General features: G+C 30.6%; 43 protein-coding genes. 42 read left to right on the top strand and 1 reads right to left on the bottom strand.

What is annotated here, in order from left to right; genetic code table 11:
• The first annotated feature begins 47 nt into the window (after positions 1-47).
• From tuf to cwlD, 40 genes are all read left to right on the top strand, one after another.
• Positions 48-1241 (top strand): elongation factor Tu, encoded by a 1194-nt coding sequence (gene tuf / locus DR020_RS04900; protein WP_058991536.1) that lies wholly within the window; start codon positions 48-50, stop codon positions 1239-1241.
• A gap of 397 nt (positions 1242-1638) precedes the next feature.
• On the top strand, positions 1639-1947 hold the full coding sequence (gene rpsJ, locus DR020_RS04895) for a 30S ribosomal protein S10 (RefSeq protein WP_055259925.1): 309 nt from the start codon (positions 1639-1641) through the stop codon (positions 1945-1947).
• 75 nt (positions 1948-2022) lie between these two features.
• On the top strand, positions 2023-2652 hold the full coding sequence (gene rplC, locus DR020_RS04890) for a 50S ribosomal protein L3 (protein WP_055259927.1): 630 nt from the start codon (positions 2023-2025) through the stop codon (positions 2650-2652).
• 24 nt (positions 2653-2676) lie between these two features.
• A complete protein-coding gene (gene rplD / locus DR020_RS04885) occupies positions 2677-3297 on the top strand; it encodes a 50S ribosomal protein L4 (protein WP_112365402.1) in 621 nt (206 codons plus the stop codon).
• Positions 3297-3590 carry a 50S ribosomal protein L23 gene (rplW, locus tag DR020_RS04880; RefSeq protein WP_055259931.1) on the top strand — a complete coding sequence of 98 codons (294 nt, stop codon included), beginning with the start codon at positions 3297-3299 and terminating at the stop codon, positions 3588-3590. The genes rplD and rplW overlap by 1 nt, the downstream gene beginning before the upstream one ends.
• Before the next feature lie 56 nt (positions 3591-3646).
• Positions 3647-4480 carry a 50S ribosomal protein L2 gene (rplB, locus tag DR020_RS04875; protein WP_055259933.1) on the top strand — a complete coding sequence of 278 codons (834 nt, stop codon included), beginning with the start codon at positions 3647-3649 and terminating at the stop codon, positions 4478-4480.
• Positions 4481-4553: 73 nt separating this feature from the next.
• A complete protein-coding gene (gene rpsS, locus DR020_RS04870) occupies positions 4554-4835 on the top strand; it encodes a 30S ribosomal protein S19 (protein WP_055259935.1) in 282 nt (93 codons plus the stop codon).
• A gap of 24 nt (positions 4836-4859) precedes the next feature.
• Positions 4860-5195: a 50S ribosomal protein L22 gene (rplV, locus tag DR020_RS04865; RefSeq protein WP_055259937.1), complete on the top strand. Its 336-nt coding sequence runs from the start codon at positions 4860-4862 to the stop codon at positions 5193-5195.
• Positions 5196-5216: 21 nt separating this feature from the next.
• Positions 5217-5882: a 30S ribosomal protein S3 gene (gene rpsC, locus DR020_RS04860; protein WP_055259939.1), complete on the top strand. Its 666-nt coding sequence runs from the start codon at positions 5217-5219 to the stop codon at positions 5880-5882.
• A 30-nt stretch (positions 5883-5912) separates the two neighbouring features.
• Positions 5913-6347 (top strand): 50S ribosomal protein L16, encoded by a 435-nt coding sequence (gene rplP / locus DR020_RS04855; RefSeq protein ID WP_055259941.1) that lies wholly within the window; start codon positions 5913-5915, stop codon positions 6345-6347.
• On the top strand, positions 6347-6556 hold the full coding sequence (rpmC, locus tag DR020_RS04850) for a 50S ribosomal protein L29 (RefSeq protein ID WP_055259943.1): 210 nt from the start codon (positions 6347-6349) through the stop codon (positions 6554-6556). The genes rplP and rpmC overlap by 1 nt, the downstream gene beginning before the upstream one ends.
• 21 nt (positions 6557-6577) lie before the next feature.
• The gene (gene rpsQ / locus DR020_RS04845; protein WP_082412354.1) at positions 6578-6835 is read left to right on the top strand and encodes a 30S ribosomal protein S17; all 258 of its coding nucleotides are present in this window, start codon (positions 6578-6580) and stop codon (positions 6833-6835) included.
• A 30-nt stretch (positions 6836-6865) separates the two neighbouring features.
• Positions 6866-7234, top strand: coding sequence for a 50S ribosomal protein L14 (rplN, locus tag DR020_RS04840; RefSeq protein ID WP_055259945.1), 369 nt, complete (start codon positions 6866-6868; stop codon positions 7232-7234).
• Positions 7235-7260: 26 nt separating this feature from the next.
• Positions 7261-7575, top strand: a complete 315-nt coding sequence (gene rplX / locus DR020_RS04835) for a 50S ribosomal protein L24 (protein ID WP_055259947.1) — start codon at positions 7261-7263, stop codon at positions 7573-7575.
• 22 nt (positions 7576-7597) lie between these two features.
• A complete protein-coding gene (gene rplE / locus DR020_RS04830; RefSeq protein WP_055259949.1) occupies positions 7598-8140 on the top strand; it encodes a 50S ribosomal protein L5 in 543 nt (180 codons plus the stop codon).
• A 15-nt stretch (positions 8141-8155) separates the two neighbouring features.
• Positions 8156-8341 carry a type Z 30S ribosomal protein S14 gene (locus DR020_RS04825; RefSeq protein WP_055259951.1) on the top strand — a complete coding sequence of 62 codons (186 nt, stop codon included), beginning with the start codon at positions 8156-8158 and terminating at the stop codon, positions 8339-8341.
• Between the two features lie 31 nt (positions 8342-8372).
• Positions 8373-8771: a 30S ribosomal protein S8 gene (gene rpsH, locus DR020_RS04820; protein WP_055259953.1), complete on the top strand. Its 399-nt coding sequence runs from the start codon at positions 8373-8375 to the stop codon at positions 8769-8771.
• A gap of 92 nt (positions 8772-8863) precedes the next feature.
• Positions 8864-9406 (top strand): 50S ribosomal protein L6, encoded by a 543-nt coding sequence (gene rplF / locus DR020_RS04815; RefSeq protein WP_055259955.1) that lies wholly within the window; start codon positions 8864-8866, stop codon positions 9404-9406.
• Positions 9407-9425: 19 nt separating this feature from the next.
• Positions 9426-9782: a 50S ribosomal protein L18 gene (gene rplR / locus DR020_RS04810; RefSeq protein ID WP_055259957.1), complete on the top strand. Its 357-nt coding sequence runs from the start codon at positions 9426-9428 to the stop codon at positions 9780-9782.
• Between the two features lie 19 nt (positions 9783-9801).
• Positions 9802-10299: a 30S ribosomal protein S5 gene (gene rpsE / locus DR020_RS04805; RefSeq protein WP_055259959.1), complete on the top strand. Its 498-nt coding sequence runs from the start codon at positions 9802-9804 to the stop codon at positions 10297-10299.
• A 13-nt stretch (positions 10300-10312) separates the two neighbouring features.
• The gene (gene rpmD, locus DR020_RS04800; protein WP_055259961.1) at positions 10313-10486 is read left to right on the top strand and encodes a 50S ribosomal protein L30; all 174 of its coding nucleotides are present in this window, start codon (positions 10313-10315) and stop codon (positions 10484-10486) included.
• Between the two features lie 18 nt (positions 10487-10504).
• Positions 10505-10945 carry a 50S ribosomal protein L15 gene (gene rplO, locus DR020_RS04795; protein ID WP_055260073.1) on the top strand — a complete coding sequence of 147 codons (441 nt, stop codon included), beginning with the start codon at positions 10505-10507 and terminating at the stop codon, positions 10943-10945.
• Between the two features lie 2 nt (positions 10946-10947).
• Positions 10948-12222 (top strand): preprotein translocase subunit SecY, encoded by a 1275-nt coding sequence (secY, locus tag DR020_RS04790; protein WP_112365401.1) that lies wholly within the window; start codon positions 10948-10950, stop codon positions 12220-12222.
• 27 nt (positions 12223-12249) lie between these two features.
• Complete coding sequence (locus DR020_RS04785) at positions 12250-12891, top strand: adenylate kinase (RefSeq protein ID WP_055259965.1); 642 nt, start codon at positions 12250-12252, stop codon at positions 12889-12891.
• A 12-nt stretch (positions 12892-12903) separates the two neighbouring features.
• Positions 12904-13653, top strand: a complete 750-nt coding sequence (gene map / locus DR020_RS04780; protein WP_055259967.1) for a type I methionyl aminopeptidase — start codon at positions 12904-12906, stop codon at positions 13651-13653.
• An 83-nt stretch (positions 13654-13736) separates the two neighbouring features.
• Positions 13737-14024 (top strand): KOW domain-containing RNA-binding protein, encoded by a 288-nt coding sequence (locus tag DR020_RS04775; protein WP_321207688.1) that lies wholly within the window; start codon positions 13737-13739, stop codon positions 14022-14024.
• A gap of 7 nt (positions 14025-14031) precedes the next feature.
• On the top strand, positions 14032-14250 hold the full coding sequence (gene infA / locus DR020_RS04770; RefSeq protein WP_055259969.1) for a translation initiation factor IF-1: 219 nt from the start codon (positions 14032-14034) through the stop codon (positions 14248-14250).
• A gap of 12 nt (positions 14251-14262) precedes the next feature.
• Entirely contained in the window at positions 14263-14376 is a 114-nt protein-coding gene (rpmJ, locus tag DR020_RS04765) for a 50S ribosomal protein L36 (protein ID WP_003448032.1), read from the top strand.
• Between the two features lie 207 nt (positions 14377-14583).
• The gene (gene rpsM / locus DR020_RS04760) at positions 14584-14949 is read left to right on the top strand and encodes a 30S ribosomal protein S13 (protein WP_055259971.1); all 366 of its coding nucleotides are present in this window, start codon (positions 14584-14586) and stop codon (positions 14947-14949) included.
• Positions 14950-14966: 17 nt separating this feature from the next.
• On the top strand, positions 14967-15362 hold the full coding sequence (rpsK, locus tag DR020_RS04755; RefSeq protein WP_055259973.1) for a 30S ribosomal protein S11: 396 nt from the start codon (positions 14967-14969) through the stop codon (positions 15360-15362).
• A 26-nt stretch (positions 15363-15388) separates the two neighbouring features.
• Positions 15389-16009, top strand: a complete 621-nt coding sequence (rpsD, locus tag DR020_RS04750; RefSeq protein WP_055259975.1) for a 30S ribosomal protein S4 — start codon at positions 15389-15391, stop codon at positions 16007-16009.
• Between the two features lie 79 nt (positions 16010-16088).
• Positions 16089-17036: a DNA-directed RNA polymerase subunit alpha gene (locus DR020_RS04745; RefSeq protein ID WP_112365400.1), complete on the top strand. Its 948-nt coding sequence runs from the start codon at positions 16089-16091 to the stop codon at positions 17034-17036.
• Between the two features lie 16 nt (positions 17037-17052).
• A complete protein-coding gene (rplQ, locus tag DR020_RS04740) occupies positions 17053-17394 on the top strand; it encodes a 50S ribosomal protein L17 (protein ID WP_055259979.1) in 342 nt (113 codons plus the stop codon).
• 279 nt (positions 17395-17673) lie between these two features.
• The gene (locus DR020_RS04735; RefSeq protein WP_055259981.1) at positions 17674-18519 is read left to right on the top strand and encodes an energy-coupling factor transporter ATPase; all 846 of its coding nucleotides are present in this window, start codon (positions 17674-17676) and stop codon (positions 18517-18519) included.
• Positions 18504-19358 carry an energy-coupling factor transporter ATPase gene (locus tag DR020_RS04730; protein WP_055259983.1) on the top strand — a complete coding sequence of 285 codons (855 nt, stop codon included), beginning with the start codon at positions 18504-18506 and terminating at the stop codon, positions 19356-19358. Before DR020_RS04735 ends, DR020_RS04730 begins: the two co-directional genes overlap by 16 nt.
• A gap of 18 nt (positions 19359-19376) precedes the next feature.
• The gene (locus DR020_RS04725) at positions 19377-20198 is read left to right on the top strand and encodes an energy-coupling factor transporter transmembrane component T family protein (protein ID WP_055259985.1); all 822 of its coding nucleotides are present in this window, start codon (positions 19377-19379) and stop codon (positions 20196-20198) included.
• An 88-nt stretch (positions 20199-20286) separates the two neighbouring features.
• Positions 20287-21021 carry a tRNA pseudouridine(38-40) synthase TruA gene (gene truA, locus DR020_RS04720; protein WP_112365399.1) on the top strand — a complete coding sequence of 245 codons (735 nt, stop codon included), beginning with the start codon at positions 20287-20289 and terminating at the stop codon, positions 21019-21021.
• Between the two features lie 153 nt (positions 21022-21174).
• Positions 21175-21609: a 50S ribosomal protein L13 gene (gene rplM, locus DR020_RS04715; protein WP_055259989.1), complete on the top strand. Its 435-nt coding sequence runs from the start codon at positions 21175-21177 to the stop codon at positions 21607-21609.
• A 28-nt stretch (positions 21610-21637) separates the two neighbouring features.
• On the top strand, positions 21638-22030 hold the full coding sequence (gene rpsI / locus DR020_RS04710) for a 30S ribosomal protein S9 (protein WP_055259991.1): 393 nt from the start codon (positions 21638-21640) through the stop codon (positions 22028-22030).
• Positions 22031-22234: 204 nt separating this feature from the next.
• Positions 22235-22966 carry an N-acetylmuramoyl-L-alanine amidase CwlD gene (gene cwlD / locus DR020_RS04705; protein ID WP_235804592.1) on the top strand — a complete coding sequence of 244 codons (732 nt, stop codon included), beginning with the start codon at positions 22235-22237 and terminating at the stop codon, positions 22964-22966.
• Between the two features lie 37 nt (positions 22967-23003).
• Here cwlD and DR020_RS04700 read toward each other — a convergent pair whose 3' ends face one another.
• Complete coding sequence (locus tag DR020_RS04700) at positions 23004-23864, bottom strand: YitT family protein (RefSeq protein ID WP_055259993.1); 861 nt, start codon at positions 23862-23864, stop codon at positions 23004-23006.
• Positions 23865-24116: 252 nt separating this feature from the next.
• Here DR020_RS04700 and DR020_RS04695 point away from each other — a divergent pair, with 252 nt between their 5' ends.
• On the top strand, positions 24117-24809 hold the full coding sequence (locus tag DR020_RS04695; protein ID WP_055259995.1) for a response regulator transcription factor: 693 nt from the start codon (positions 24117-24119) through the stop codon (positions 24807-24809).
• Positions 24787-26613 (top strand): sensor histidine kinase, encoded by a 1827-nt coding sequence (locus DR020_RS04690; RefSeq protein ID WP_235865666.1) that lies wholly within the window; start codon positions 24787-24789, stop codon positions 26611-26613. Before DR020_RS04695 ends, DR020_RS04690 begins: the two co-directional genes overlap by 23 nt.
• The last annotated feature ends 237 nt before the right edge of the window (positions 26614-26850 follow it).

Below are 26850 nucleotides of genomic sequence, written 5' to 3'. Positions count from 1 at the left end.
ATTTACTTTATATAAATTAAATTTTTATTTTAAGGAGGAAAAAAACAATGTCAAAAGCAAAATTCGAAAGAAATAAGCCACACGTAAACATTGGAACAATAGGACACGTAGACCACGGTAAAACAACATTAACAGCAGCAATAACAACAGTATTAGCAAACAGAGGATATGCAGAAGCATTCAACTATGCTGATATAGATAAAGCACCAGAAGAAAAAGAAAGAGGAATCACAATCAACACAGCACACGTTGAGTATGAAACAGAAAATAGACACTATGCTCACGTTGACTGTCCAGGACATGCTGACTATGTTAAGAACATGATAACAGGAGCAGCACAAATGGATGGAGCTATATTAGTATGTTCAGCAGCAGATGGTCCAATGCCACAAACAAGAGAACATATACTATTAGCATCAAGAGTTGGAGTTGACTATATCGTAGTATTTTTAAATAAAGCAGATATGGTAGATGACGAAGAATTATTAGAATTAGTTGAAATGGAAGTTAGAGAATTATTAAATGAATACAACTTCCCAGGAGATGATATTCCAGTAATAAAAGGATCAGCATTAAAAGCATTAGAAAATCCAACAGATGAAGCTGCAATAGCTCCAATTTTAGAATTAATGGAAGCAGTAGATAGCTACATCCCAACACCAGAAAGAGCAACAGACAAACCATTCTTAATGCCAGTAGAAGATGTATTCACAATCACTGGTAGAGGAACAGTTGCAACAGGAAGAGTTGAAAGAGGAGTTCTTCATGTATCAGACGAAGTAGAAATCGTAGGATTAATGGAAGAAAAGAGAAAAGTAGTAGTAACAGGAATAGAAATGTTCAGAAAGTTATTAGACGAAGCGCAAGCTGGGGATAACATTGGAGCATTATTAAGAGGTATCCAAAGATCAGAAATCGAAAGAGGTCAAGTACTTGCAAAAGTTGGATCAGTAAACCCACACAAGAAATTTGTAGGTCAAGTTTACGTATTAAAGAAAGAAGAAGGTGGAAGACATACTCCATTCTTTGATGGATATAGACCACAATTCTATTTCAGAACAACAGACGTTACAGGAACAATTAAATTACCAGAAGGAATGGAAATGGTAATGCCTGGAGACCACATAGATATGAACGTTGAGTTAATCACTCAAGTAGCAATGGATGAAGGATTAAGATTTGCTATTAGAGAAGGTGGAAGAACTGTAGGTTCTGGTGTTGTTACTAAAATAATAGAATAATTTGATTTTTATATAAATAAAAGAAGTAGGTAAATTTATCTACTTCTTTTATTTATATAAAAAATTTATTGAAATTTTAAAAAAAAGTAGTATAATAAAAAAATATGTAGAAGATGATAAATATTAGTTTAATAAATTTATAATGAGTAAATATTAATTTTGAAAAAATACTTGAAATAAAGTAATATGCATAGTATAATGAAGAAGTTGTAAAGCGAACAGTGATGAATCAAGAGGTTGCCGAACTTCCGGGGAATTCTTGATGAGTATGTCAGGATCTAGAATCCGACGACAGGGGTTCTAGTATTATCTTAGTTATGAAACACCAGGATAAGTTTATAGAACAAGCGCTGTTGTGCGTTAGAAGTAAAGCGTACATGAAAAGGAGGGAAATTAAATGTCAAAACAAAAAATAAGAATAAGATTAAAAGCATTTGATCATACAATATTAGATCAATCAGCTGAAAAAATAGTTGAGACTGCTAAATCTACAGGTGCTAGGGTTGCTGGACCAGTTCCACTACCAACTGAGAAAGATGTTATAACTATCTTAAGAGCTGTACATAAGTACAAAGATTCTAGAGAGCAGTTTGAAATCAGAACTCATAAGAGATTAATCGATATAGTTAATCCATCACCTAAAACTGTTGATGCATTAATGAGATTAAACTTGCCTGCAGGTGTAGATATTGAAATAAAATTATAATAATTTATAAGATTGCAAAAATGAACTGTTATGATTGTATAACAATCCGCTAATAAGTTTAGGAGGTGTAGCTAAATGCAAAAAGCTATAATAGGAAAAAAGATAGGAATGACTCAAATATTTGATGAGAATGGAAAAGTTGTTCCAGTAACAGTTGTAGAAGCAGGTCCATGTGTTGTTGTTCAAAAGAAGACAGTAGAATCAGATGGATATGATGCAATACAAGTTGGATTTGGAGAAATAAGAGAAAAGTTAGTAAATAAGCCTAAAAAAGGACATTTTGCTAAAGCTGGAGTATCAGTTAAAAGAAAGTTAAAAGAATTCAGATTAGAAGATATATCAACTTATAATGTTGGAGATGAAATAAAAGTTGACATATTTGAAGCTGGAGATAAAGTTGATGTGTCAGGTATATCTAAAGGTAAAGGATTTGCCGGAGTTATAAAAAGATGGAACTTCAACAGAGGACCTATGTCTCATGGTTCTAAATTTAAAAGAGCTGTTGGTTCTATGGGAGCTTCATCAGATCCATCAAGAACTTTCAAAAATAAAAAAATGCCAGGACACATGGGTGCTGTAAATACTACTGTATTAAATTTACAAGTTGTTAGAGTAATGCCTGAAAAAAATGTTATTCTAATAAAAGGTGGAATACCAGGACCAAATAAAGGAACAGTAGTTATAAAAAATAGCGCTAGAGCTTAATTTTTATAGAAAGGAGGAACCCTAATGCCTACAATAGGATTATTTAATAAGGAAGCAAATAAAGTTGGAGAAATCCAATTAAACGATCAAATTTTTGCAGTTGAGGTGAATACTGATGCAATACATCAAGTAGTTGTAGCTCAATTAGCTAATAAAAGACAAGGAACTCAATCAGCTAAAACTAGAGCTGAAGTTAGAGGAGGCGGAATTAAGCCTTGGAGACAAAAAGGAACAGGTAGAGCAAGACAAGGTTCTATAAGAGCACCTCAATGGATAAAAGGTGGAGTTGTATTCGCACCAAAACCAAGAGATTATAGAATGTCTATACCTAAAACTATGAGAAGAGTTGCTATAACTTCTGCATTAACAAGTAAAGTTTTAGATAACAATATAATAGTTTTAGAAAGCTTAGAATTAGCTGCTCCAAAAACTAAAGAAATGGTTAATGTTTTAAATGCGTTTGAAGCTAAAAAGACTTTAATTGTAACAGCTGAATCAAATGAAAATGTATATAAATCAGCAAGAAATATTCAAGGAGTTGCTGTTTTACCAGTTAACAATATAAATGTTTATGATTTATTAAAATTTGAAAAGTTAATAATAACTAAAGAAGCTGTAAACAAAATTGAGGAGGTGTACGCATAATGAGATTAACAAGCCATGATATAATTAGAAAGCCAATGATAACTGAAAAAACTATGGCTGCTATGGCAGAAAATAAATACACCTTCATAGTTCATCAATCAGCTAACAAAGTTCAAGTAAAAAGAGCTATAGAAGAAATATTCAATGTAAAAGTTGAAGATGTAAAAACTATGAGAGTTGAAGGAAAAACTAAAAGAGTTGGCGTTCATATCGGAAAAAGAGCTGACTATAAAAAGGCTATAGTTAAATTAGCTGAAGGAAGTTCAATAGAATTCTTCGAAGGAATGCAATAATATTAAAGCATTTATTGGTTATATAACCAGATAAGCGAAAAAGAGGAGGGAATAAAATGGCAGTTAAAAAGTTTAAACCAACCACTCCATCTAGAAGACAAATGACTATGCCAACATTTGAAGAAATAACTACAAATGTTCCTGAAAAGTCACTTTTAGTTTCTTTAAATAAAACAGGTGGTAGAAATGGTCAAGGTAAAATAACTGTTAGACACCGTGGTGGTGGAGCTAAAAGAAAATATAGAATTATAGATTTCAAAAGAAATAAGGATGGTATAGTTGCTAAAGTTGCTTCTATAGAATATGATCCAAATAGATCTGCATATATCGCATTAGTTGTATATGCTGATGGAGATAAAAGATATATACTTGCTCCAGTCGGATTAAATGTTGGAGATAAGATAGTATCTGGTCCAGAAGCTGATATAAAACCAGGTAATGCACTTCCACTAAAAAATATGCCAGTTGGTACTGTTGTTCACAACATAGAATTACAAGCTGGAAAAGGTGGTCAAATGGTAAGAGCAGCAGGTACTTCAGCTCAATTAATGGCTAAAGAAGGAAATTATGCTACATTAAGATTACCATCAGGTGAAATGAGATATGTTAGAATAGAATGCAGAGCTACTATTGGAACTTTATCTAATACTACACATGATATAGTTAATATAGGTAAAGCAGGAAGAAAGAGACATATGGGATTCAGACCTACTGTTAGAGGATCTGTAATGAACCCTTGTGATCATCCACATGGTGGTGGTGAAGGTAGATCTCCTATAGGTAGACCAAGTCCAGTTACTCCATGGGGTAAACCAGCACTTGGATATAAAACTAGAAAAAATAAAAAATATTCAGATAGATTTATCATTAAGAGAAGAAACGACAAGTAATTTGGAGAGAATATATATTTCTCTTCATAGCTTGATCGCATAATTAGTAGATTTATGAAGGGAGGCAATTATAGTGAGTAGATCAATTAAAAAAGGACCTTTCGTACATGTTGGTCTTTTAAATAAGATAGAAGCAATGAACCAAAGTGGTGATAAGAAGGTTATTAAAACTTGGTCAAGAAGTTCAACTATATTTCCACAAATGATTGGCCATACAATAGCTGTTCATGATGGAAGAAAACATGTTCCTGTATATATATCAGAAGATATGGTAGGTCATAAATTAGGTGAGTTTGTATTAACAAGAACTTACAAAGGACATGATTACAACGAAAAAACATCAAAAAGAAAATAATAATCCCAGAAAGGAGGGCTTTAAATGGAAGCTAGAGCTATAGCTAAATATGTTAGAATGTCTCCAACTAAAGTAGGAGTTGTTCTTAATTTAATAAGAGGAAAAGATGTTAATGAAGCTTTCGCAATTTTAAAATACACTCCAAGAGATGCTGCAGAGGTAATATATAAAGTTTTAAAATCAGCAGTTGCTAATGCTGAAAATAATAATGATTTAGATATAAACAGATTATATGTTAGTGAAGCATTTGTAGGTCAAGGACCAACATTAAAGAGATTCAGACCTATGGATCACGGTAAAGCATTCAGAATAAATAAAAGAACAAGTCACATAACTGTAATAGTTAAAGAGAGAGCTTAATTAAGTAAGGAGGGAAACAGAGTGGGTCAAAAAGTAAATCCTCATGGACTAAGAGTTGGCGTTATTAAAGATTGGAATGCAAAATGGTATGCAGATAAGAAAAATTTCGCTGATAACTTAGTTGAAGATCACAAGATTAGAGAATTTGTTAAAAAAGAACTTTTTAACGCAGGAATATCTAAAGTTGAAATAGAAAGAGCTGCAAAAAGAGTTAAATTAAACATATATACAGCTAAACCAGGAGTTATTATAGGAAAAGGTGGTTCTGGAATAGAAAAATTAAAGAAACAATTATCTACTATAATAGCTGAAAAGAATATTTTAATAAATATTGTAGAAGTTAAAAATGTAGAAGTTGATTCTCAATTAATGGCTGAGAACATAGCAGCTCAATTAGAAAAGAGAATATCATTCAGAAGAGCTATGAAGCAAACAATACAAAGATCTATGAAATCTGGAGCTAAAGGAGTTAAAATAGCTTGTTCAGGTAGATTAGGTGGTGCAGAAATAGCAAGAACAGAACAATATCATGAAGGAACTATTCCACTACAAACTTTAAGAGCGGACATAGATTATGGATTTGCAGAAGCTGATACAACTTATGGAAAAATAGGAGTTAAAGTTTGGGTTTATAATGGAGAAGTTCTTCCAACAAAAAAAGTTGAAAAAGAAGAAGTTAGTGAATAGGATGTAATATAAGAAAGGAGGAATTTAATCATGTTAATGCCTAAAAGAGTAAAACATCGTAAGGTTCAACGTGGTAGAATGAAAGGTAAAGCTACTAGAGGAAATTTCCTTGCATATGGAGACTTTGGTATTCAAGCTACAACTTGTGGTTGGATAACAAGCAACCAAATAGAGTCTGCCAGAATAGCTATTAATAGATATATAAGAAGAGGCGGTAAGCTTTGGATAAAAATATTCCCAGATAAACCAGTAACTGAAAAACCAGCTGAAACAAGAATGGGTTCAGGTAAAGGTTCAGTAGAGTATTGGGTAGCAGTAGTAAAACCAGGTAGAGTTTTATTTGAGTTATCAGGAGTAGATGAAGAAAAAGCTAGAGAAGCTATGAGACTTGCTTCACACAAACTTCCTGTAAAGACTAAGTTCGTTACAAGAAGAGATTTTGAGGAAATGGGTGGTGAAGAGTAATGAAAGCTAGAGAGATAAAAGAACTAAGAACAAGTGCTCCTCAAGATTTAAAAGCTAAATTAGATGAATTAAAAGCTGAATTATTCAATTTAAGATTCCAATTAGCTACAGGTCAATTAGAAAACCCAATGAGAATAAGAGAAGTAAAGAAATCAATAGCTCAAATAAAAACTATTATAAGAGAAGAAGAGTTAAGAGTTGAGCTGTAATCCTGAAAGGAGGTTAAATCTGTGGAAAATAGAGGTTTAAGAAAGAACAGAATAGGTAAAGTTGTTTCAGATAAAATGGAAAAAACTATCGTAGTTGCAATAGAAACAAAGGTAAGACATCCATTATACGGAAAAACAGTTAATAGAACTACTAAGTTTAAAGTTCATGATGAAAATAACGAAGCTAAAATTGGAGATAGAGTTTCTATAATGGAGACTAGACCATTATCTAAGGATAAAAGATGGAGACTAGTTGAAATAGTAGAAAAAGCTAAATAGTATTTCAGAGTCTGAAAGGAGGTTAATTTCATGATACAACAACAAACCTTATTAAAGGTTGCAGATAATTCTGGTGCAAAGGAAATTATGTGTATCAGAGTTTTAGGCGGATCTAAAAGAAAGTATGGAAATATTGGAGATGTAATAGTCGCTAGCGTTAAAAGTGCAACACCAGGCGGAGTTGTTAAAAAAGGTGACGTTGTAAAAGCAGTAGTAGTAAGATCAGTTAGAGGATTAAGAAGAGCAGATGGTTCTTATATAAAATTTGACGAAAACGCTGCTGTAATTATTAAAGATGATAAGCAACCAAGAGGAACTCGTATTTTTGGACCGGTTGCTAGAGAGCTAAGAGATAAGGAATTTAACAAAATATTATCATTAGCACCAGAAGTTCTATAATTATAAAAGATTAGGAGGTGGCTAAGATGAAGGTACATGTTAGAAAGAATGATACGGTAATAGTTATATCAGGAAAAGACAAAGGTAAAACTGGTGAAGTTTTAAAAGTTATTCCAAAAACAGGTAGAGTTATCGTTAAAGGTGTTAACATAGTTAAGAAACATCAAAAACCAAATAAACAAAACATGCAAGGCGGTATAGTTGAAATGGAAGCAGCTATAAACAGCTCTAAAGTTATGTTATATTGTGAAAAATGTAAAAAAGCTACAAGAATAAGCAATAAAATAATGGAAGATGGTTCTAAAGTAAGAGTATGTAAGAAGTGTGGAGAAACATTCTAAAATTTGAAAGGAGGTACTTTACATGTTAACAAGACTACAAGAAAGATATGAAAAAGAAGTAGTTCCAGCTATGATGGAAAAGTTCGGATACAAAAATATAATGCAAGTTCCAAAACTTGAGAAAATAGTTATAAACATGGGTGTAGGTGAAGCTAAGGATAATCCTAAAGTTTTAGAATCAGCTGTTAATGATTTACAATTAATAGCAGGACAAAAACCTATATTAACAAGAGCAAAAAAATCAGTTGCTAACTTTAAAATTAGAGAGAATATGGCTCTAGGATGTAAGGTTACATTGAGAAAAGCAAATATGTATGAATTTGCTGACAAATTAATGTCTATAGCTCTTCCAAGAGTTAGAGATTTTAGAGGAGTATCAAGCAAAGCTTTTGATGGTAGAGGAAATTATTCTCTAGGAGTTAAAGAACAATTAATATTCCCAGAAATTGAATATGATAAAATAGATAAAGTTAGAGGTATGGATATAATCTTCGTTACAACAGCTAATACTGACGAAGAAGCAAGAGAATTATTAAGATTCCTTGGTATGCCATTCGCTCAATAATAAGGAGGGGATACTATGGCTCGTAAAGCAATGATCGAAAAATGGAAAAAAGAACCTAAATATCAAACAAGAGCTTATACTAGATGTAGATTATGTGGAAGACCACATTCTGTATTAAAGAAATTTGGAATTTGTCGTATATGCTTTAGAGAATTAGCTTACAAAGGTGAAATTCCAGGATGCAAAAAGGCAAGTTGGTAATTACTAGTATAGTGAAAGGAGGCACAAAATAATGGTTATGACAGATCCTATTGCAGACTTACTAACTCGTATTAGAAATGCGAATGCAGTAAGACATGAAGTAGTAGAAGTACCTTCTTCAACAGTTAAGAAGGCTATAACAAACATATTATTACAAGAAGGTTATCTTAAAGAAATAGAGGAATACAATGATGGTGTTGTTCCTATGTTAAGATTATCTTTAAAATATGGATCAAATAAAGAAAGAGTTATTACTGGATTAAAGAGAATATCTAAACCAGGATTAAGAGTTTATTGTAAAAAGGATGAAGTTCCTAAAGTATTAAATGGATTAGGAGTTGCATTAATATCAACTTCAAAAGGAATATTAGTAGACAGAGAAGCTAGAAAAGCAGGATTAGGCGGAGAAGTTATCTGCTACGTTTGGTAATATAAATAATATAATTTTATATTTAGATTGAGAAAAAAATTAAAACATAAAAAAACATATTAGATGGATCCAAATTAACAGGAGGTGCAATTATGTCAAGAGTAGGTAGATTACCTATAGCTATCCCTTCTGGAGTAACTGTTGCTGTAACACCAGAGAATGTTGTTACAGTGAAAGGCCCAAAAGGTGAGTTAGTAAAAGCTATGCACAAAGACATTACAATAGCTGTTGAAGATGCTCAAGTAGTTGTTACAAGACCAAATGATGCTAAACAAAATAGAGCACTTCATGGTTTAACTAGAGCTTTAATCAATAATATGATTATTGGAGTTAACCAAGGTTTTAGTAAAACTTTAGAATTAATAGGTGTTGGATATAGAGCACAATTACAAGGAAAGAAACTTGTAATGAACTTAGGATATTCACATCCAGTAGAAATAGAAGCAGTAGATGGAATAGAGTTCAAATTAGATGGAACTACTAAGGTTATAGTTCAAGGTATAGATAAAGAAAAAGTTGGAGCTGTTGCTGCAGATATAAGATCATGGAGAAAACCAGAGCCATATAAGGGCAAAGGAATTAAGTATTCTGATGAAGTAATCAGAAGAAAAGAAGGTAAGACTGGTAAGAAATAATAGAAAGGAGTGAACCTTTATGTTTAAGAAAGCAGATAGAAAAGCATCAAGAGAAAAGCGTCATTTAAGAGTTCGTAAAAAAGTGTTTGGAACTACAGAAAGACCAAGACTTTCAGTGTATAGAAGTGAAAAAAATATTTATGCTCAAATAATAGATGATGTTAATGCTGTTACTGTAGTAGCCGCTTCAAGTTTAGATAAAACTATAGAAAAAGGAAGCAATAAAGAAGCTGCTAAATTAGTGGGAGAACTTGTTGCTAAAAGAGCTATAGAAAAAGGAATCACTGAAGTTGTATTCGATAGAGGCGGATACGTATATCATGGAAGAATTCAAGCTTTAGCTGATGGAGCAAGAGAAGCAGGCTTGAAATTCTAATCTAGAAGGAGGAAAATACATGAGAATCGATCCTAGTACACTAGACCTTAAAGAAAAGGTTGTTCATATAAATAGAGTTACTAAGGTTGTTAAGGGTGGTAGAAATTTCAGATTCAGCGCACTTGTAGTTGTTGGAGACGAAAACGGACATATCGGTGTTGGTACTGGTAAGTCAATTGAAATCCCTGAAGCAATAAGAAAAGGAATAGAAGATGCTAAGAAAAACTTAGTATCTGTTGCTATGGTTGGAACTACAGTTCCACACGAAATATATGGTAAATTCGGAACTGGTAAAGTTTTAATAATGCCAGCATCAGAAGGTACTGGAGTTATTGCTGGAGGTCCAGCAAGATCAGTTCTTGAATTATCAGGCTTAAAAGATGTTAGAGCTAAGTCTTTAGGATCTAACAATCCAAGAAACATGGTTAAAGCAACAATCAATGGATTAGCTAGCTTAAGAACAGCTGAAGATATAGCTAAATTAAGAGGAAAATCTGTTGAAGAGATATTAGGTTAGGAGGGATGGCGTCATGGTAAAAGTTACATTAGTAAAAAGCTTAATAGGTAGAAAAAAAGACCATATCGCTACTGCGCATGCCCTAGGACTAAGAAAAATTGGTAAAACAGTAGAGCATGAGGTAACTCCTCAAATAAATGGTATGTTAAATAAAATTAACTACCTATTAAAAATTGAAGAAGTATAAGAGGAGGTGTAGATGACTATGAAACTTCATGAATTAAAGCCTGCTGCTGGTAGTAAAAAAGCTCCTAAAAGAATTGGTAGAGGTACTGGTTCAGGTTTAGGAAGAAATGCTGGTAAAGGTGAAAAAGGTCAAAAAGCTAGATCAGGTGGTGGAGTAAGACCTGGATTTGAAGGCGGTCAAATGCCTTTATACAGAAGACTTCCAAAAAGAGGTTTTACAAATATATTTGCTAAAGAAATAGTTTCTATTAATGTTGATAGATTAAATGTATTTGAAAATGGAACAGAAGTTACTCCAGAATTATTACTTGAAAGAAGAGTAGTAAGTAAAGTAATGGACGGAATCAAAATATTAGGAAATGGTACTTTAGAAAAAAGTATTACTCTTAAAGGTTGTAAATTCTCAAAACAAGCAGCTGAAAAAATAGTTGCGGCTGGAGGAAAAGTTGAGGTGAATTAATCATGATATCAACCCTACACAATGCCTGGAAGGTTCCAGATTTGAGGAAAAAAATATTATGGACAATATTTCTTGTAGCAATTTTCAGGATGGGAAGTTATATTCCTGTTCCTGGGATTGATACAGGAGCATTAAAAAATCTTACTCAATCTGGAGGCTTGATTAGTTTTTATGATTTAATTTCTGGAGGCTCTTTTAGTAGATTTAGTTTATTTGCATTATCCGTAACTCCGTATATTAATGCTACTATAATCATGCAATTATTACAAATTGCTATTCCTAAATTAGAACAATTGTCTAAAGAGGGAGACGATGGTAGAAAAAAAATACAAAAGATAACCAGATATGCAGCTATAGGTATTTCTATAATAATGGCTTATGGAAGTTACATTGTAATAGCAAAATATGGTGCTTTAAAATACAATTCTCCTATTGATATATTTTTAATAGTATTAAGCTTAGTGGTTGGATCAACTTTTCTTATTTGGTTAGGAGATCAAATAACAGTAAAAGGTGTTGGTAATGGAACATCAATAATAATATATGCTAATATAATATCAGCATTACCAATGACAGGATATCAAATATATTCTCTATTAATAGCAGGTAAAATAAATATTGTTGAAGTGATTTTATTTGTTGGAGCTGCAATTGCTTTATTAGCAGGAGTAATTTACTTATATCTAGCAGAAAGAAGAATACAAGTACAATATTCAAACAAGGCAGTAGGAAGTAGAATGGCTAGAGGTCAGTCACATATTCCTTTAAGTATAATAGGAACAGCGGTTATAGCAATAATATTTGCTATGTCAGTTATGAGTTTTCCAATGACTGTAGCAAACTTTTTCCCAAATGCTTCGTGGGCTCAGTGGATAACAGGATCTTCATATAGTCCATTTAATTCGGGAACATGGATGTATATAGCATTGTATTGCATTTTAACTATATTCTTTACTTGGTTCTATACGCAAATAACTTTTAAACCGGATGAAATGGCTGAAAATATGCACAAGTCATCAGGATTTATTCCAGGAGTAAGACCTGGTAAACCAACAGAGATTTATTTAGAAAAAGTGTTAAACAAGGTTGCTTTAATAGGAGGAATATTTGCGGCTATAATAGCAATAGCCCCTGTATTAGTTGCAAACTATACTAGTTTTCAAGATGTCCAATTTGGTGGAACATCAGTATTAATTTTAGTATCAGTTTCATTAGAGATTATGAGACAATTAAGTACTCAATTAACCATGAAACATTATCAAGGATTCTTGAATTAAATAAAATGAATTTGGAGATGATTGCCCGTGAAAATAGTTTTATTAGGTCCTCCGGGAGCAGGTAAAGGGACACAGGCAAAATCAATCAGTAATAGATACTCTATTCTTCATATATCAACAGGTGATATATTTAGAAAAAATATTTCAGAAAATACTCCTCTTGGAGTAGAAGCTAAAAGATATATGGATAATGGTCAATTAGTTCCAGATGAAGTTACTATCAATATGGTTAAGGATAGACTTAAACAAGATGATTGTAAAAATGGGTATCTACTAGATGGTTTTCCTAGAACAGTTCATCAAGCGGAAGCATTAGATGAATTTTTATGTTCAAGAGGAGAAAGTTTAAGTACATCTCTTTTAATAGAGGTGCCAACTGATTTTATTCTTGAAAGAATGACTGGAAGAAGAGTTTGTCCTTCATGTGGAGCTAGTTATCATGTGAAGTTCAATCCGCCAACAAAAGATGGAAAATGCAGTGTTTGTGGATCAGAAGTTATACAAAGAAAAGATGATACTGTAGAAACAGTACAAGAGAGACTAGATGTATATCAAAAACAAACTCAACCATTGATTGATTTTTATAAAGCTAAAAATAAACTTTCAGTAGTGGATGGAACAAAAGCAATAAATGAAGTTTTTGAAGATATCTGTAAGATATTGGATTAGGGAGCGATAATAATGATAATAATAAAAAATGATTTAGAAATCGACCTAATGAGGAAAGCCGGCAGAATTGTTGGAGAAACTTTAAATTTGTTAGAGGGCAAAGTGAAGCCAGGTATTACTACTGGAGAATTAGATAGAATAGCTGAAGAATTTATAACTAAGCATGGAGCTACGCCGTCTTTTAAAGGACTGTATGGATTTCCTTCTTCACTATGTATATCTGTGAATGAGCAAGTGGTTCATGGTTTTCCAGGAAAAAGAAAGTTAAAAGAAGGCGATATAGTTTCAGTTGACTGTGGAGCTTTTATTAACGGATTTCATGGAGATGCTGCTAGAACTTTTGCGGTAGGAGAGATATCTGAAGAAGCTAAAAAACTTATAAGTGTTACTAAAGAAAGTTTCTTTAAAGGTATTGAAAAAGCTTATGTGGGAAATAGATTAACAGATATTTCTTGCGAAATACAAAGATTTGTAGAGGATAATGGATTTTCAGTGGTTAGAGACTATGTTGGACACGGCATAGGAAAAAAAGTTCATGAAGATCCAGAGGTACCTAATTTCGGTAGATCAGGTAGAGGCCCAAAACTTGTTTCAGGAATGGTTTTAGCCATAGAACCTATGGTTAACATTGGAAGTTATCATGTAAATACATTAGAAGATGGATGGACAGTAGTAACTCAAGATGGAAAGTTTTCAGCGCATTATGAAAATACAGTTGCAATTTTACCTAATGGTCCTGAAATATTAACACTTGTTAAGTAAATTAATGTGTGTTGCTTAGTTATAAATTTATGTTTACTTATATTAAAGTAAACTGTATATTTATGGCTAAGGTAATCTTTGAGGTGAATAATTTGCGAAATAATAACTCAATTGGCAGATTAGTAGTATCTAATAATGGGAGAGATAAAGGGAATTTTTATATTGTTGCTAATATAAAGGAAGAGTACTTATATCTTGTTAATGGTTCTACTAAAACGATAGAAAAGCCAAAGAAGAAAAAAAAGAAACATGTGATACTTACTAATGTGATTGATGTGAATATTAAAAATTCTATTGAATCTCAAGATAAGAATGCAAATTTAAAAATAAAAAGATTTATAAAACTTAATGGCACTGTCAAGGAGGTTTGATTACCTTATGTCAAAAGATGATATTATAGAAATGGAAGGTAAAGTTTTAGAAGCTTTACCAAATGCAATGTTTCAAGTAGAATTAGAGAGTGGGCATGTAATACTAGCTCATATTTCTGGAAAATTAAGAATGAACTTCATAAGAATTTTACCAGGAGATAAAGTTACAGTAGAGCTTTCTCCATATGACCTAACAAGAGGTAGAATTACTTGGAGAGCAAAATAAGGAGGGTTAGCGATGAAAGTAAGACCATCAGTTAAGCCTATTTGCGAAAAGTGCAAGATAATAAGAAGAAAAGGAAGAGTAATGGTAATCTGTGAAAATCCTAAGCACAAACAAAAACAAGGCTAATAGGTAAAAACATATAATAATTTTAGTCAATTAGTTAATTCTTATTGACTTTTATTAAAAACTCACATATTATTATATAGGCAAATAATAATGTGATTAAGTTTTAGGTGCGGCTGCAGTAAAAAATACTGGCCTAAAATTTTAAATATAAAAAACAATACATTGATTTACAAAATTTAAGACTTCAATTATCAGGAGGTGTAATTAATGGCAAGAATAGCAGGTGTAGACCTACCAAAAGAAAAAAGAGTAGAAATAGGTCTAACATATATATATGGTATAGGATTACCTACATCACAAAAGATTCTTAAAGATACAGGAATAAATCCAGACACAAGAGTTAAGGATCTTACAGAAGATGAAGTTAATTCAATAAGAAATATAGTTAAAGAAATGACTATAGAAGGTGACTTAAGAAGGGAAGTTGCTCTTAATATAAAGAGACTTGTTGAAATAGGTTGCTATAGAGGAATAAGACACAGAAAAGGTCTTCCAGTTAGAGGACAAAAAACTAAGACTAATGCTAGAACTAGAAAAGGTCCTAAGAAGACTATAGCTAATAAGAAGAAGTAGTTTAAGGAGGGAAGACAATGGCAGCTCAAAAAGTTAAAAAGACTAGAAGAAGAAAAGAGAGAAAAAATGTTGAGCATGGAGCAGCACATATCCAATCAACTTTTAATAACTCAATAGTTACTTTAACTGATGCTAGAGGAAATGCTTTATCATGGGCAAGTGCTGGTGGACTAGGATTTAAAGGTTCAAGAAAAAGCACACCATTTGCAGCTCAAATGGCAGCAGAAACAGCAGCTAAAGCAGCTATGGAACACGGTTTAAAAAGCGTTGAGGTTTACGTAAAAGGACCTGGTGCAGGTAGAGAAGCAGCAATAAGAAGTTTACAAGCAGCAGGATTAGAAGTTACTTTAATAAAAGATGTAACTCCAATACCACACAATGGATGTAGACCACCAAAAAGAAGAAGAGTTTAGTAACATAATAGTAGGAGGTGTAAGTAATGGCAAGATATACTGGAGCTACATGTAGACTATGTAGAAGAGAAGGTATGAAATTATTCCTAAAAGGGGATAGATGCTTTACAGATAAATGTGCTTTTGTTAGAAGAAGTTATGCGCCAGGACAACATGGAGCAAGCAAAAAGAAAATATCTAACTATGGAACACAATTAAGAGAAAAGCAAAAAGCTAAAAGAATTTACGGAGTTCTTGAAAGTCAATTCAGAACAACTTATGAAAGAGCTGAAAAGATGAAAGGAATTGCCGGTGAAAATTTATTAAAATTACTAGAAATGAGATTAGATAACGTAGTATTTAGATTAGGTTTTGGTGCATCTAGAACAGAAGCTAGACAATTAGTTACTCATGGACATTTCTTAGTAAATGGTAAAAAAGTAGATATTCCATCATACAGAGTATCTGTTAATGATGTTATAACTGTTTGTGAAAAAAGTAGAGGAACTGAAAAGTTCAAAACTTTTGCTGAAAATCCAAAAGCTTTACCAAAATGGTTAACAGCTAATGTTGAAAATTTTGAAGGTAAAGTTATAGCTGAACCAGTTAGAGAAGATATTGATGTTCCAGTTAATGAAACTCTAATTGTTGAGTTATATAGTAAATAATAGCTAATATTAATTTGTTTAGTATTGGATCAGTTGCCCTCATATAAGGTTGCAATGAAAATTGAAGGAGGGTTTGCTAATGTTAGAAATAGAAAAGCCAGTTATTCAGTGTGTGGAGTCAAGCGATGATGGGACTTATGGCAAGTTTGTTATAGAACCACTTGAAAGAGGATATGGAATTACTCTTGGAAATGCATTAAGAAGAATATTACTTTCTTCTTTACCAGGAGTAGCACCATCATCAGTTAAAATAGATTCAGTTCTTCATGAATTTTCAACTATAAAAGGTGTTAAAGAAGATGTTACAGAGATAATCTTAAATCTTAAAGCTTTAGCCCTTAAAATGGAAGGTGAAGGACCAAAAACTATTTATATAGATGCACAAGGACCAGGAGTTGTTAGTGGTGTAGATATAAAAACAGATGGTGATGTAGAAGTTGTAAATAAGGATTTACATATAGCTACATTAGATAATGATGGTAAATTATATATGGAGATAGTTGTTAATAGAGGAAGAGGGTATGTTTCACAAAATAAAAACAAAACTGAAGATCTTCCATTATCAGCTATAGCAATAGACTCTATATATACTCCTGTGAAGAGAGTTAATTTTACTGTTGAAAATACAAGAGTTGGTCAAATTACAGATTATGACAAACTTACTCTTGAAATTTGGACTAATGGAACTATAAAAATAGAGGAAGCAATTTCTTTATCAGCAAAAATTCTTATAGAGCACTTCAAATTATTCATGACTTTAACAGACAATGCTAACGACGTTGAAATAATGATTGAAAAAGAAGAAGATAAAAAAGAAAAAGCATTAGAAATGACTATTGAGGAATTAGATTTATCAGTTAGATCTTATAACTGTTTAAAGAGAGCCGGAATCAACACTGTACAAGAGCTTGCAACAAAGAGTATGGATGATATGATGAAGGTTAGAAACCTTGGTAAGAAATCTCTAGAAGAAGTAGAGAGAAAATTAACAGAGTTAGGCTTAAATTTAAAGTTAAGCGATGAGTAGTTGAGGAGGTAAAGTCATGGCAGGATATCGTAAATTAGGTCGTCCTACTGATCAAAGAAGAGCTATGTTGAGAAATCTTGTTACAAGTTTTTTAAAACATGGTAAAATAGAAACAACAGAAACTAGAGCTAAAGAAACTAGAAGTATTGCAGAAAAAATGATTACTCTTGCAAAAAGAGGAGATTTACATGCAAGAAGACAAGTATTAGCTTATGTAACTGAAGAAGCAGTAGTTCAAAATTTATTTGATAATATCGCTCCTAAGTATGCTGAAAGAAACGGTGGATACACTAGAATGTATAAAGTGGGTCCAAGAAGAGGTGACGGAGCTGAGGTTGTTATACTTGAGTTAGTATAATAGCATTCTGGGATTAAGTTATGCTTAATCCCTTTTTTGCATTTTTAAACTTAATTATCTTTAATGTTGTTGTGGGGATTATAGTGTTGTATAGTTCTTCTTACAAGTATTATTTGAGAAATTTTAAAATTAAAATATAAATTGATGATATAATTAATTAATCTTAAATTTATATAATTATAAAATAATATTATTGATGTGATAAGATTAAATTGTTAATATTATTTTATAATTATATAAAAATAACATTTTAATTTATGTAAAATAGGAGGTGTTTGAATGAAAGAAAAAATGATTTTTTGTAAGGATTTATTTTTTAAATATATGAACTATGAAGATAAAACTGAAAAAATAGCTATAGATAATGTTAGTATGGATGTAAAAGAAGGAGAATTTCTGGTTATTTTAGGACAAAATGGTTCAGGAAAATCAACAATTGCAAAACATATGAATGCACTTATTTTGCCTAGTGGCGGAAAAATGTTTGTAGATAATTTAGATACATCAAATAACAGTAATTTATGGGATATAAGAAGCAAGGCAGGGATGGTATTTCAAAATCCTGATAATCAGTTAGTTGCAACAGTAGTAGAAGAAGATGTTGCTTTTGGTCCTGAAAACTTGGGAGTTGAGCCTTTAGAAATAAGAAAAAGAGTTGATGAAAGTTTAAAATCAGTTGGGATGTATGAATATAGAAAACATGCACCGCATTTATTATCAGGAGGACAAAAGCAAAGAATTGCAATAGCAGGTATACTTGCTATGATGCCTAAGTGCATTATATTAGATGAGCCCACAGCAATGTTAGATCCTATTGGAAGAAAGGAAGTAATAAGTACTATAAAATCTATAAATAAAAATAATAAAATAACAATAGTGTTAATAACACACTATATGGATGAAGCAGCGCAAGCTGATAGAATTATAGTTATGGATAATGGTAAAAAAACCATGGAGGGAACTCCTAGAGAAATTTTTTCTCAGGTAGAAAAAATGAAAAAAATTGGATTAGATGTTCCACAAGTAACAGAACTAGCTTATGAACTTAATAAGGAAGGTGTAAACATATCGACAGATATTTTAAATATAGATGAAATGGTGAGTGAATTATGTCAATTAAAATAGAAAATTTAAGTTACACATATATGCCTAAAACGCCTTTTGAAAAAAAAGCTTTAATAAACATTAATTGTGAATTTTATGATGGTGAGTTTATAGTCTTAATCGGGCATACTGGATCTGGAAAATCTACTTTAATACAACATTTAAATGGTCTTTTAAAACCAACAGAAGGAAAAATAATAGTAGATGGTATAGATATCACAGATAAAAAAGTTAAATTAACTAATATCAGAAAAAATATTGGATTAGTATTTCAATATCCAGAATATCAATTGTTTGAAGAAACAATTGAAAAGGATATAGAATTTGGTCCAAGGAATTTAGGCTTATCTGAAGAAGAAATAACAAGAAGAGTAAAAAGAGCAATGAAGATGGTTGATTTAGATTATGATACATATAAAGATAAATCTCCTTTTGATTTAAGTGGTGGTCAAAAAAGAAGAGTAGCAATAGCTGGAGTTATAGCTATGGAACCTAAGGTTTTGATACTAGATGAACCAATAGCAGGTTTAGATCCTAAGGGTAGAGATGATATTTTGAATCAAATAAGGAAATTACATGATGATTATAAAATAACTACTATAATGATAAGTCATAGTATGGAAGATGTAGCTAAAGTTGCAGATAGAGTTGTTGTTATGAATCATGGAAGCATTATTCTTGATGGAAAAGTTTCTGATGTCTTTAAGGAAGTTGATGTTTTAGAGGATATAGGGCTTGGGGTTCCGCAAGTGACTTATTTACTCAGAGAACTTAGAAAAAAGGGATTTGATATATCAGATGATATATATACAATTAAAGATGCTAAGAAAGCCATACTTGAATATTTAAATAAAAATTAGCAGAAAGGGCTTTAAGATATGTTAAAGGATATAAATATAGGGCAGTATGTTCCAGGTAGTTCATTTATACATAAATTAGATCCACGAACAAAGATACTTATAACTTTTTTCTTTATAATAACTCTATTTTTTATAAATAAGTTTTATGGATATATTTTTGTGGTTATTTTTCTTGGAATAGTAATATTGTTATCTAAATTAAGTTTTAAATATATATATAAAGGGGTAAAGCCAATATTTATATTAATACTTATTACTGCAGTTCTTAATGTATTTTTAGTAACGGGGACTCCAGAAACATTAGTATTTAAATTGGGCTTTATATCTATATATACACAGGGTATAAAAACAGCAATATTTATGGCTTTGAGACTTATATTTTTAATAATGGGTACATCAATAATGACTCTTACAACATCACCAATAGAATTAACTGATGGAATAGAAAAATTATTAGCTCCATTTAAAAAAGTAGGTTTGCCAGCTCATGAGTTAGCAATGATGATGACAATTGCTTTGAGATTTATACCAACTCTTATAGATGAAACAGATAAGATAATGAAAGCACAACAGGCAAGGGGTGCAGATTTTGAAACAGGAAACTTAGTGCAAAAGGCTAAAAATTTAATTCCACTTTTAGTTCCTCTTTTTATAAGTTCATTTAGAAGAGCAGATGAATTGGCAATGGCTATGGAGGCTAGATGTTATAGAGGTGGAGAAGGTAGAACTAGGATGAAACAATTAAAATTAGAGAAGAAAGATGCTATTGCATTTGTAGTATACATAGTATTTTTAATTTTATGTATTGTTTCAAGATTTGGACCTAGTTTAGTATTATAGTTTAAAAATTGTATTATAAGATAGATTATGTGTAATCTTAGCATAATCTATTTTTATATTAAAATTATAAGATTTCAAGGAGCAATAAATGAGAAATATAAAGCTTACAATAGAGTATGATGGAACAAGGTACTATGGATGGCAAAGACAACCTATAGGAAATACAATTCAACAAGAATTAGAGAAAGCTATATCTAAAGTAATCAAAGAGTATGTAGAAGTCATAGGAAGTAGCAGAACTGATTCTGGTGTTCATGCTAAAGGATATGTAGCTAATTTTAAAACAAATGTAAAAATGCCAGCTGAAAAATTTAGAGATGCCGTAAATTGCAAATTACCTCGAGATATAGTTATAATAAAATCAGAAGAGGTTGATTTAGATTTTCATGCTAGATATTCTAGTAAGGGAAAAACGTATTGTTATACCATATTAAATAGGGAATATCCATGTGCTATAGATAAGGATTATGTATATTATTATAGGTGGAAGCTTAATGTTGAGGAGATGAAAAAGGCGTGTAAATATTTTTTGGGAACTCACGATTTTAAAGCTTTTCAAACTCCTGGAGGCTCTGTTAAAACATCAATAAGAACAATAAGTGACTTACATATAGAAACAAATGTAGATAAGATAAAAATATATATATCTGCAGACGGTTTTTTATATAATATGGTAAGGATAATAGTAGGAACATTAATTTTAGTTGGAAGTAATAAAATAAAAGAAGATTTTGTAAAAAATATTATAGAGTCTGGAGTAAGACAAAATGCTGGGAAATGTGCTCCTGCTAATGGACTTTGCTTAGAGAAAGTTTTTTATTAAATTATATTAAAAATATGTTGACACGCCCGTAAGCGTGTATTATAATGATATATGTTTGTAAGAGAAGTATGTATAGATTTTTATTCATAGATCTTAACATAGAGCACGATTAATTAAAATTAACCTATTCGAAATTTTTAGGGAGGGAAAAACATGAAATCATACATTGCGAAAGCACAAGACGTTGAAAGAAAATGGTATGTTGTTGATGCTGCTGGAAAGCCACTAGGAAGAGTTGCTAGCCAAGTTGCAACAATATTAAGAGGAAAGAATAAGCCAACATTTACACCAAATGTTGATTGCGGAGATTTCGTTATAATAATAAATGCTGAGAAAGTTGTTTTAACTGGTAAAAAGTTAGATCAAAAAATGATGAGAAAACATAGCCTATATCCAGGTGGATTAAAAGAAACTCCATACAGAGAAGTATTAGAAAAGAAACCTGAATTTGCTTTTGAAGAAGCTGTAAGAAGAATGCTTCCATCAGGAGTTTTAGGAAGAAAAATGTTAAAGAAATTAAAAGTATATAGAGGTTCTGAGCATAATCATGCAGCTCAAAATCCAGAAGTACTTGAATTAAGATACTAATATAATAGTCTCGGGAGGAGGAACAGTAATGGCAAAAGTTCAATATATGGGAACTGGTAGAAGAAAAAAATCAGTTGCAAGAGTAAGACTTGTACCAGGTGAAGGTAAAGTTATAGTAAATAAAAGAGAAATCGAAACATATTTCGGATTAGAAACTTTAAGAGTTATAGTTAATCAACCATTAGTATTAACTGCAACTAAAGATAAATTTGACGTTTTAGTTAATGTATATGGTGGTGGATTATCAGGTCAAGCAGGAGCTATAAGACATGGTATATCAAGAGCTTTATTAAAAGCTGATGAAAATTTAAGACCAGAATTAAAGAAAGCTGGATTTTTAACTAGAGATCCAAGAATGAAAGAAAGAAAGAAATACGGTCTTAAAAAAGCAAGAAGATCTCCACAATTCTCAAAGAGATAGTTTGTGGTTTAAAAAAGAGAGGAAATTTCCTCTCTTTTTTTATTTACATTGTTTTTTATATATCATTATTATTAATGCTAAACTTTTAGTGAATTAAGGATTTAGTACATACTATAATACTTTTTGGAAAAAATAAATATAGGTTTTTTAAGTATTTAAATAATGGATGTTAGGAATAGGTAAAAAATGATATTTAATTTTGTTATGGAAAGGAACTATTATGGTATGAAAGTTAAAAGATTTATTAAGAGTATATCAATGGTAGCATTAACTTTAGTATTAATTTTATGTTTTTTAATAACAGGAACTTTGGTTAAAGCTGAAGAAAAGGAAGAGGGTGGTAGTGAAAAAATAATACTTATAGATCCTGGTCATGGAGGAATGGATGGTGGTGCTAAGGGTAATGATGGAACGTTGGAGAAAGATATAAACTTAGCAATATCTTTAAAATTAAAATCTACTTTAGAAGAAAAGGGATATAGAGTAGCAGTAACTAGAGAAGCAGATGCTGATTTACACACTAAGGGAGATACGGTAAGAGAGAAAAAAAGAGATGATTTGGCTAATAGAGTTAAAATGAAAGAGGAAACAAAGTGTGATATTTTTATAAGTATTCATCAAAATATGTTTCCACAAAGCAATTGCAAAGGTGCACAGGTTTGGTATGCAGCAGATGATAGCAGTAAGCTTTTAGGGGAGGCTTTGCAAGAAAGTTTTAAACTTAATTTAGATGGGAATAATCATAGAGTAGCAAAGCAAGCTAAAGAGGAGTATAGAATACTTAGAAATAATAAAGGGTGTGCTGCGGTCATTGCAGAATGTGGATTTTTATCTAATCCAGAAGAGTTAGAGTTATTACAGAGTGATGATTATCAAAATAAAATAGTCTATTCTTTAGTTCAAGGAATTGATAAGTATTTTTCACAAAATAAATAAGAGCTTGTATCGATTTAGATACAGCTCTTTTCTTTCATTATATAGAATTTCTAAAGCCTTTTCCACGAACTTCAGATACATCCATAACAGTAATAAATGCCTTAGGATCTATTAGATGGATTGTATTTTTAAGTTCAATCATTTGTCTTGGTGTAACAAGGCAATAGAGCATTTTTTTCTTATCATGTGTATATTCTCCTTCTGCCAAAAGAGATGTAACACCTCTATGAAGGTCATTTATTATATAGCTTATAACAAGTTGCTCTTTTTCGGTTATTATAAATAATAACTGTTTGTTATTAGTACCCTTTATAACCTTGTCTAAAACCATGCCTTGTATAAACATACTTATAAGAGTGTATAGAGCCATAGGAATCCCAAAAAATGTTGATGCAACAGCTACAATAATTAAGTTTATAGCAAATCCTAAGCTTCCAATATTAAAATTAGAATATTTTTTTCTAATAAGCATATTGACAATATCTGTTCCACCGGTAGAACCATTTCTTGAAAAGACTATTCCATAACCTAGACCACAAAGAATTCCTCCATATATGCAATAAAGTAATGTATCATTTAGTGATACAAGACTTGAAAGTGGTGATGTAATTATAAGGCATGCGGATAAAGAAATCATTCCAATACCAGTATATAGTGTAAATTTTTTTGGTAATTTGAAATAACTAAGAATGAATAATGGTATGTTTATTATAAATACAGTTATACCAGAATTTATTCTAGTAAGATATTGAATTATAAGTCCAACTCCAGTAGCTCCACCACTTATTAGCTGAGCATTAGCTAAAAACATATTAACTCCTAGAGATGATATGAAACATCCTAAAAAGATTAATATGCAGTCAAGAATAAAGCCACTTGTGCTCTTCATAAATTTCATAAAATTATCTCCTTAACTTAATTATGAAATGATATAGATGTAATTATAATAGATATTATTGTAATATTAAATATTTTTTTATTAAAATTTAATTAATATTAATATTTTGCTCAATAGTATTAAAATGAGTAATTGTTTATAAAGTAAATTTAGACAATTATATTGGTAAGTCATAATAAAAATATAAATTATATTTGTAACTTTTATATTTTATTATAAAATATATATAGAAAGTTAAAGAGGTGTTTATTAATGGATAAATTCAATGTATTAGTTGTAGATGATGAAAAAGAAATAAGAGATGCTATAGATATATATTTAAGGGGGGAGGGGATAAATGTAATAAAGGCTAAGGATGGTCTTGAAGCTTTAGAAGTTTTAGATAAAGAGGATGTTCATTTAGTCGTTTTAGATTTGATGATGCCAAGATTAGACGGTATGCAGACATGTATGAAAATAAGGGAAACCAGAAATATGCCGATTATAATGTTATCTGCAAAATCCGAGGATAGCGATAAAATATTAGGATTAAATATAGGAGCAGATGATTATGTTACAAAACCTTTTAATAATTTAGAATTGGTTGCTAGAGTAAAATCACAACTTAGAAGGTATGAAAAACCTTTAAGCATAGAAAATTCACAAGATACGATAATTATAAAAGATTTACTAATAGATAATATAAATAAAAAAGTAGTTTTGAGAGGTAATGAAGTAAAACTTACTGCTACTGAATATAAAATATTAATTCTTTTAGCTTCACATCCAGGAAGAATCTTTTCGATAAAAGAAATTTATGAGAAAGTATGGGAAGAGGCTTTTTATAAGAGTGAGAATACAGTAACTGTACATATAAGAAGAATGAGAGAGAAGATAGAGATAAACTCAAAAGACCCTGAATATATAAAGGTGGTGTGGGGTATTGGTTATAAAGTGGATAAATAAAATAAGGTTTTGGTGGCGTGATTATAGAATTTGGGTTAGAAATGTAGAAAATATATTTATAATAGGTTCTTTAATAATATTCCCAGCGATGTTAATTATTTTATTTGGAGGTAATTCATATCAAAGTTTAGTCAAGATAAATTATACTCAAGGATCTTATATAGAACCAAGGGTAAATTATGTGGATGCTTTAATAAATCCTAAAAAGTATGAAGAAGGAAAGCTTTTAGAAAGATCAGCAGAGTTATCTAATGTAATTTATAATCAGACAGATTATTTAAAGGACATAAAAAATGCTACAACAAAAGATGAACAAGATATTGTAAAGCAAAAAATATTACAGTTATCTACGTATTATATTGGAGTTGTAATAATTGATAAAACAACGGGAGATTATTATTCAAATAGAAGTTGGTTTTATGATCCGCCATACGCTTTATCCACTCCCAAAAATATTATACAAGAGTTAGCTAAGAATGAAAATTTAACTTATATAACTTTAAATCCTGCTGAAGATATAGAAGAAATATATTTTTATCAAGGTGATATGTATATACAAGAAGTAAATGCTATTAGAACATCTTTTTTTATATTATTAATATGTACAATAATTTTAGTTGTTTTTCTTGTAAAAAAAATATATATGATAAAGAATCTTGGATTTAAAAAATATAAAATTAGTTTAAAACAAGGATATTTATTTAAATTATTTAGAGCTATTAGGGCTATATTTAAAACTAGGATAATAGTAGAGGAAATAATAAAAGATAAAGTATTTTTATTTATTATTTTTGCTACAATAATATATCTTTTATTTTGGTGGATTGCAAGTGCTATTGATTTTTGGCTTGGATATCCGAGTGGATATTCATATATTTATTATGTAGGAATAGGTGTTGGAATTGCAATTATTGTATTTCTATTTGTACATTTTGTAATAAAATATATATTAAAATATGATTCGCTAGCAACTATTATATATGATATAGATGAAATAAAAAAAGGTAATATGGAACTTGAAGTTGAATATGGAAATGACAAGCAGATATCAGAGCTTGCAAAAGGAATAAATGATTTAAGGTTAAATTATAAAGATTCTATTGAAGAGGGAATAAGAAATGAAAAACTAAAAACTGAGCTTATATCAAATGTTTCTCATGATTTAAAAACTCCATTAACTTCTATAATAAATTATGTAAACATACTTCAAAGAGATGATATAAGTGAAGATGAGAAAAAAGAATGTATAAAAATATTGGAAACTAAATCGCATAGATTAAAGAGATTAATTGATGATCTTTTTGAAGTGTCAAAAATGAATTCAGGAAAAGTTGATTTATATGAAATGGATATAGATATAATTCAACTTATATACCAGTCTATTATGGAGGTTGAAGATTTATATATAGAGAAAAAAATGGAATTTAAGGTTAAAGCTCCAGATGAGTTGAAAATAAATGTAGACCCTGAAAAGATGTCTAGGGTATTTCAAAATCTTGCGACAAATTCCTTAAAATATGGTTTGGAAAATACAAGGATATATGTGGATATAAAAGACTTTGATGATAGAGCTGAAATATCTTTTAAGAATGTATCTGCTTTTGAATTAGATTTTAATGAAAGTCAAATATTAGAAAGATTTGCAAGGGGAGATAAATCAAGGAATTCAACTATAGAGGGTTCTGGGCTTGGCTTGGCTATAGCTAAAACTATTGTTGAACTTCATGAAGGATTGTTTAAAGTAGAATGTGAGGGAGATTTGTTTAAGGCATATGTAATACTTCCAAAAACAAAACTTAAATAATAGTTAAAAGAATTGGTTAATCCAATGTTCAAACAGGATTATAATTGATACTTAAAAAAACTAAATAAAGAAACATGAAAAAATTATATTAAGTTCATAAGAAATTAGGAGATATAAAGAGTATTAATTAGAATATAAATGATAAATTGATTTTAATGGTTAAAAAGATAATGATAATCATTTTCAATTAATCAATATATATGATATTATAATATCATAAAATGAACATTAGGAGGT

The organism is Sarcina ventriculi (assembly GCF_900456775.1).
Classification (GTDB): Bacteria; Bacillota; Clostridia; order Clostridiales; family Clostridiaceae; genus Sarcina; species Sarcina ventriculi.
Note: the sequence above shows the minus strand (reverse complement) of the source record. Positions and strands in the feature narration are given on the sequence as shown.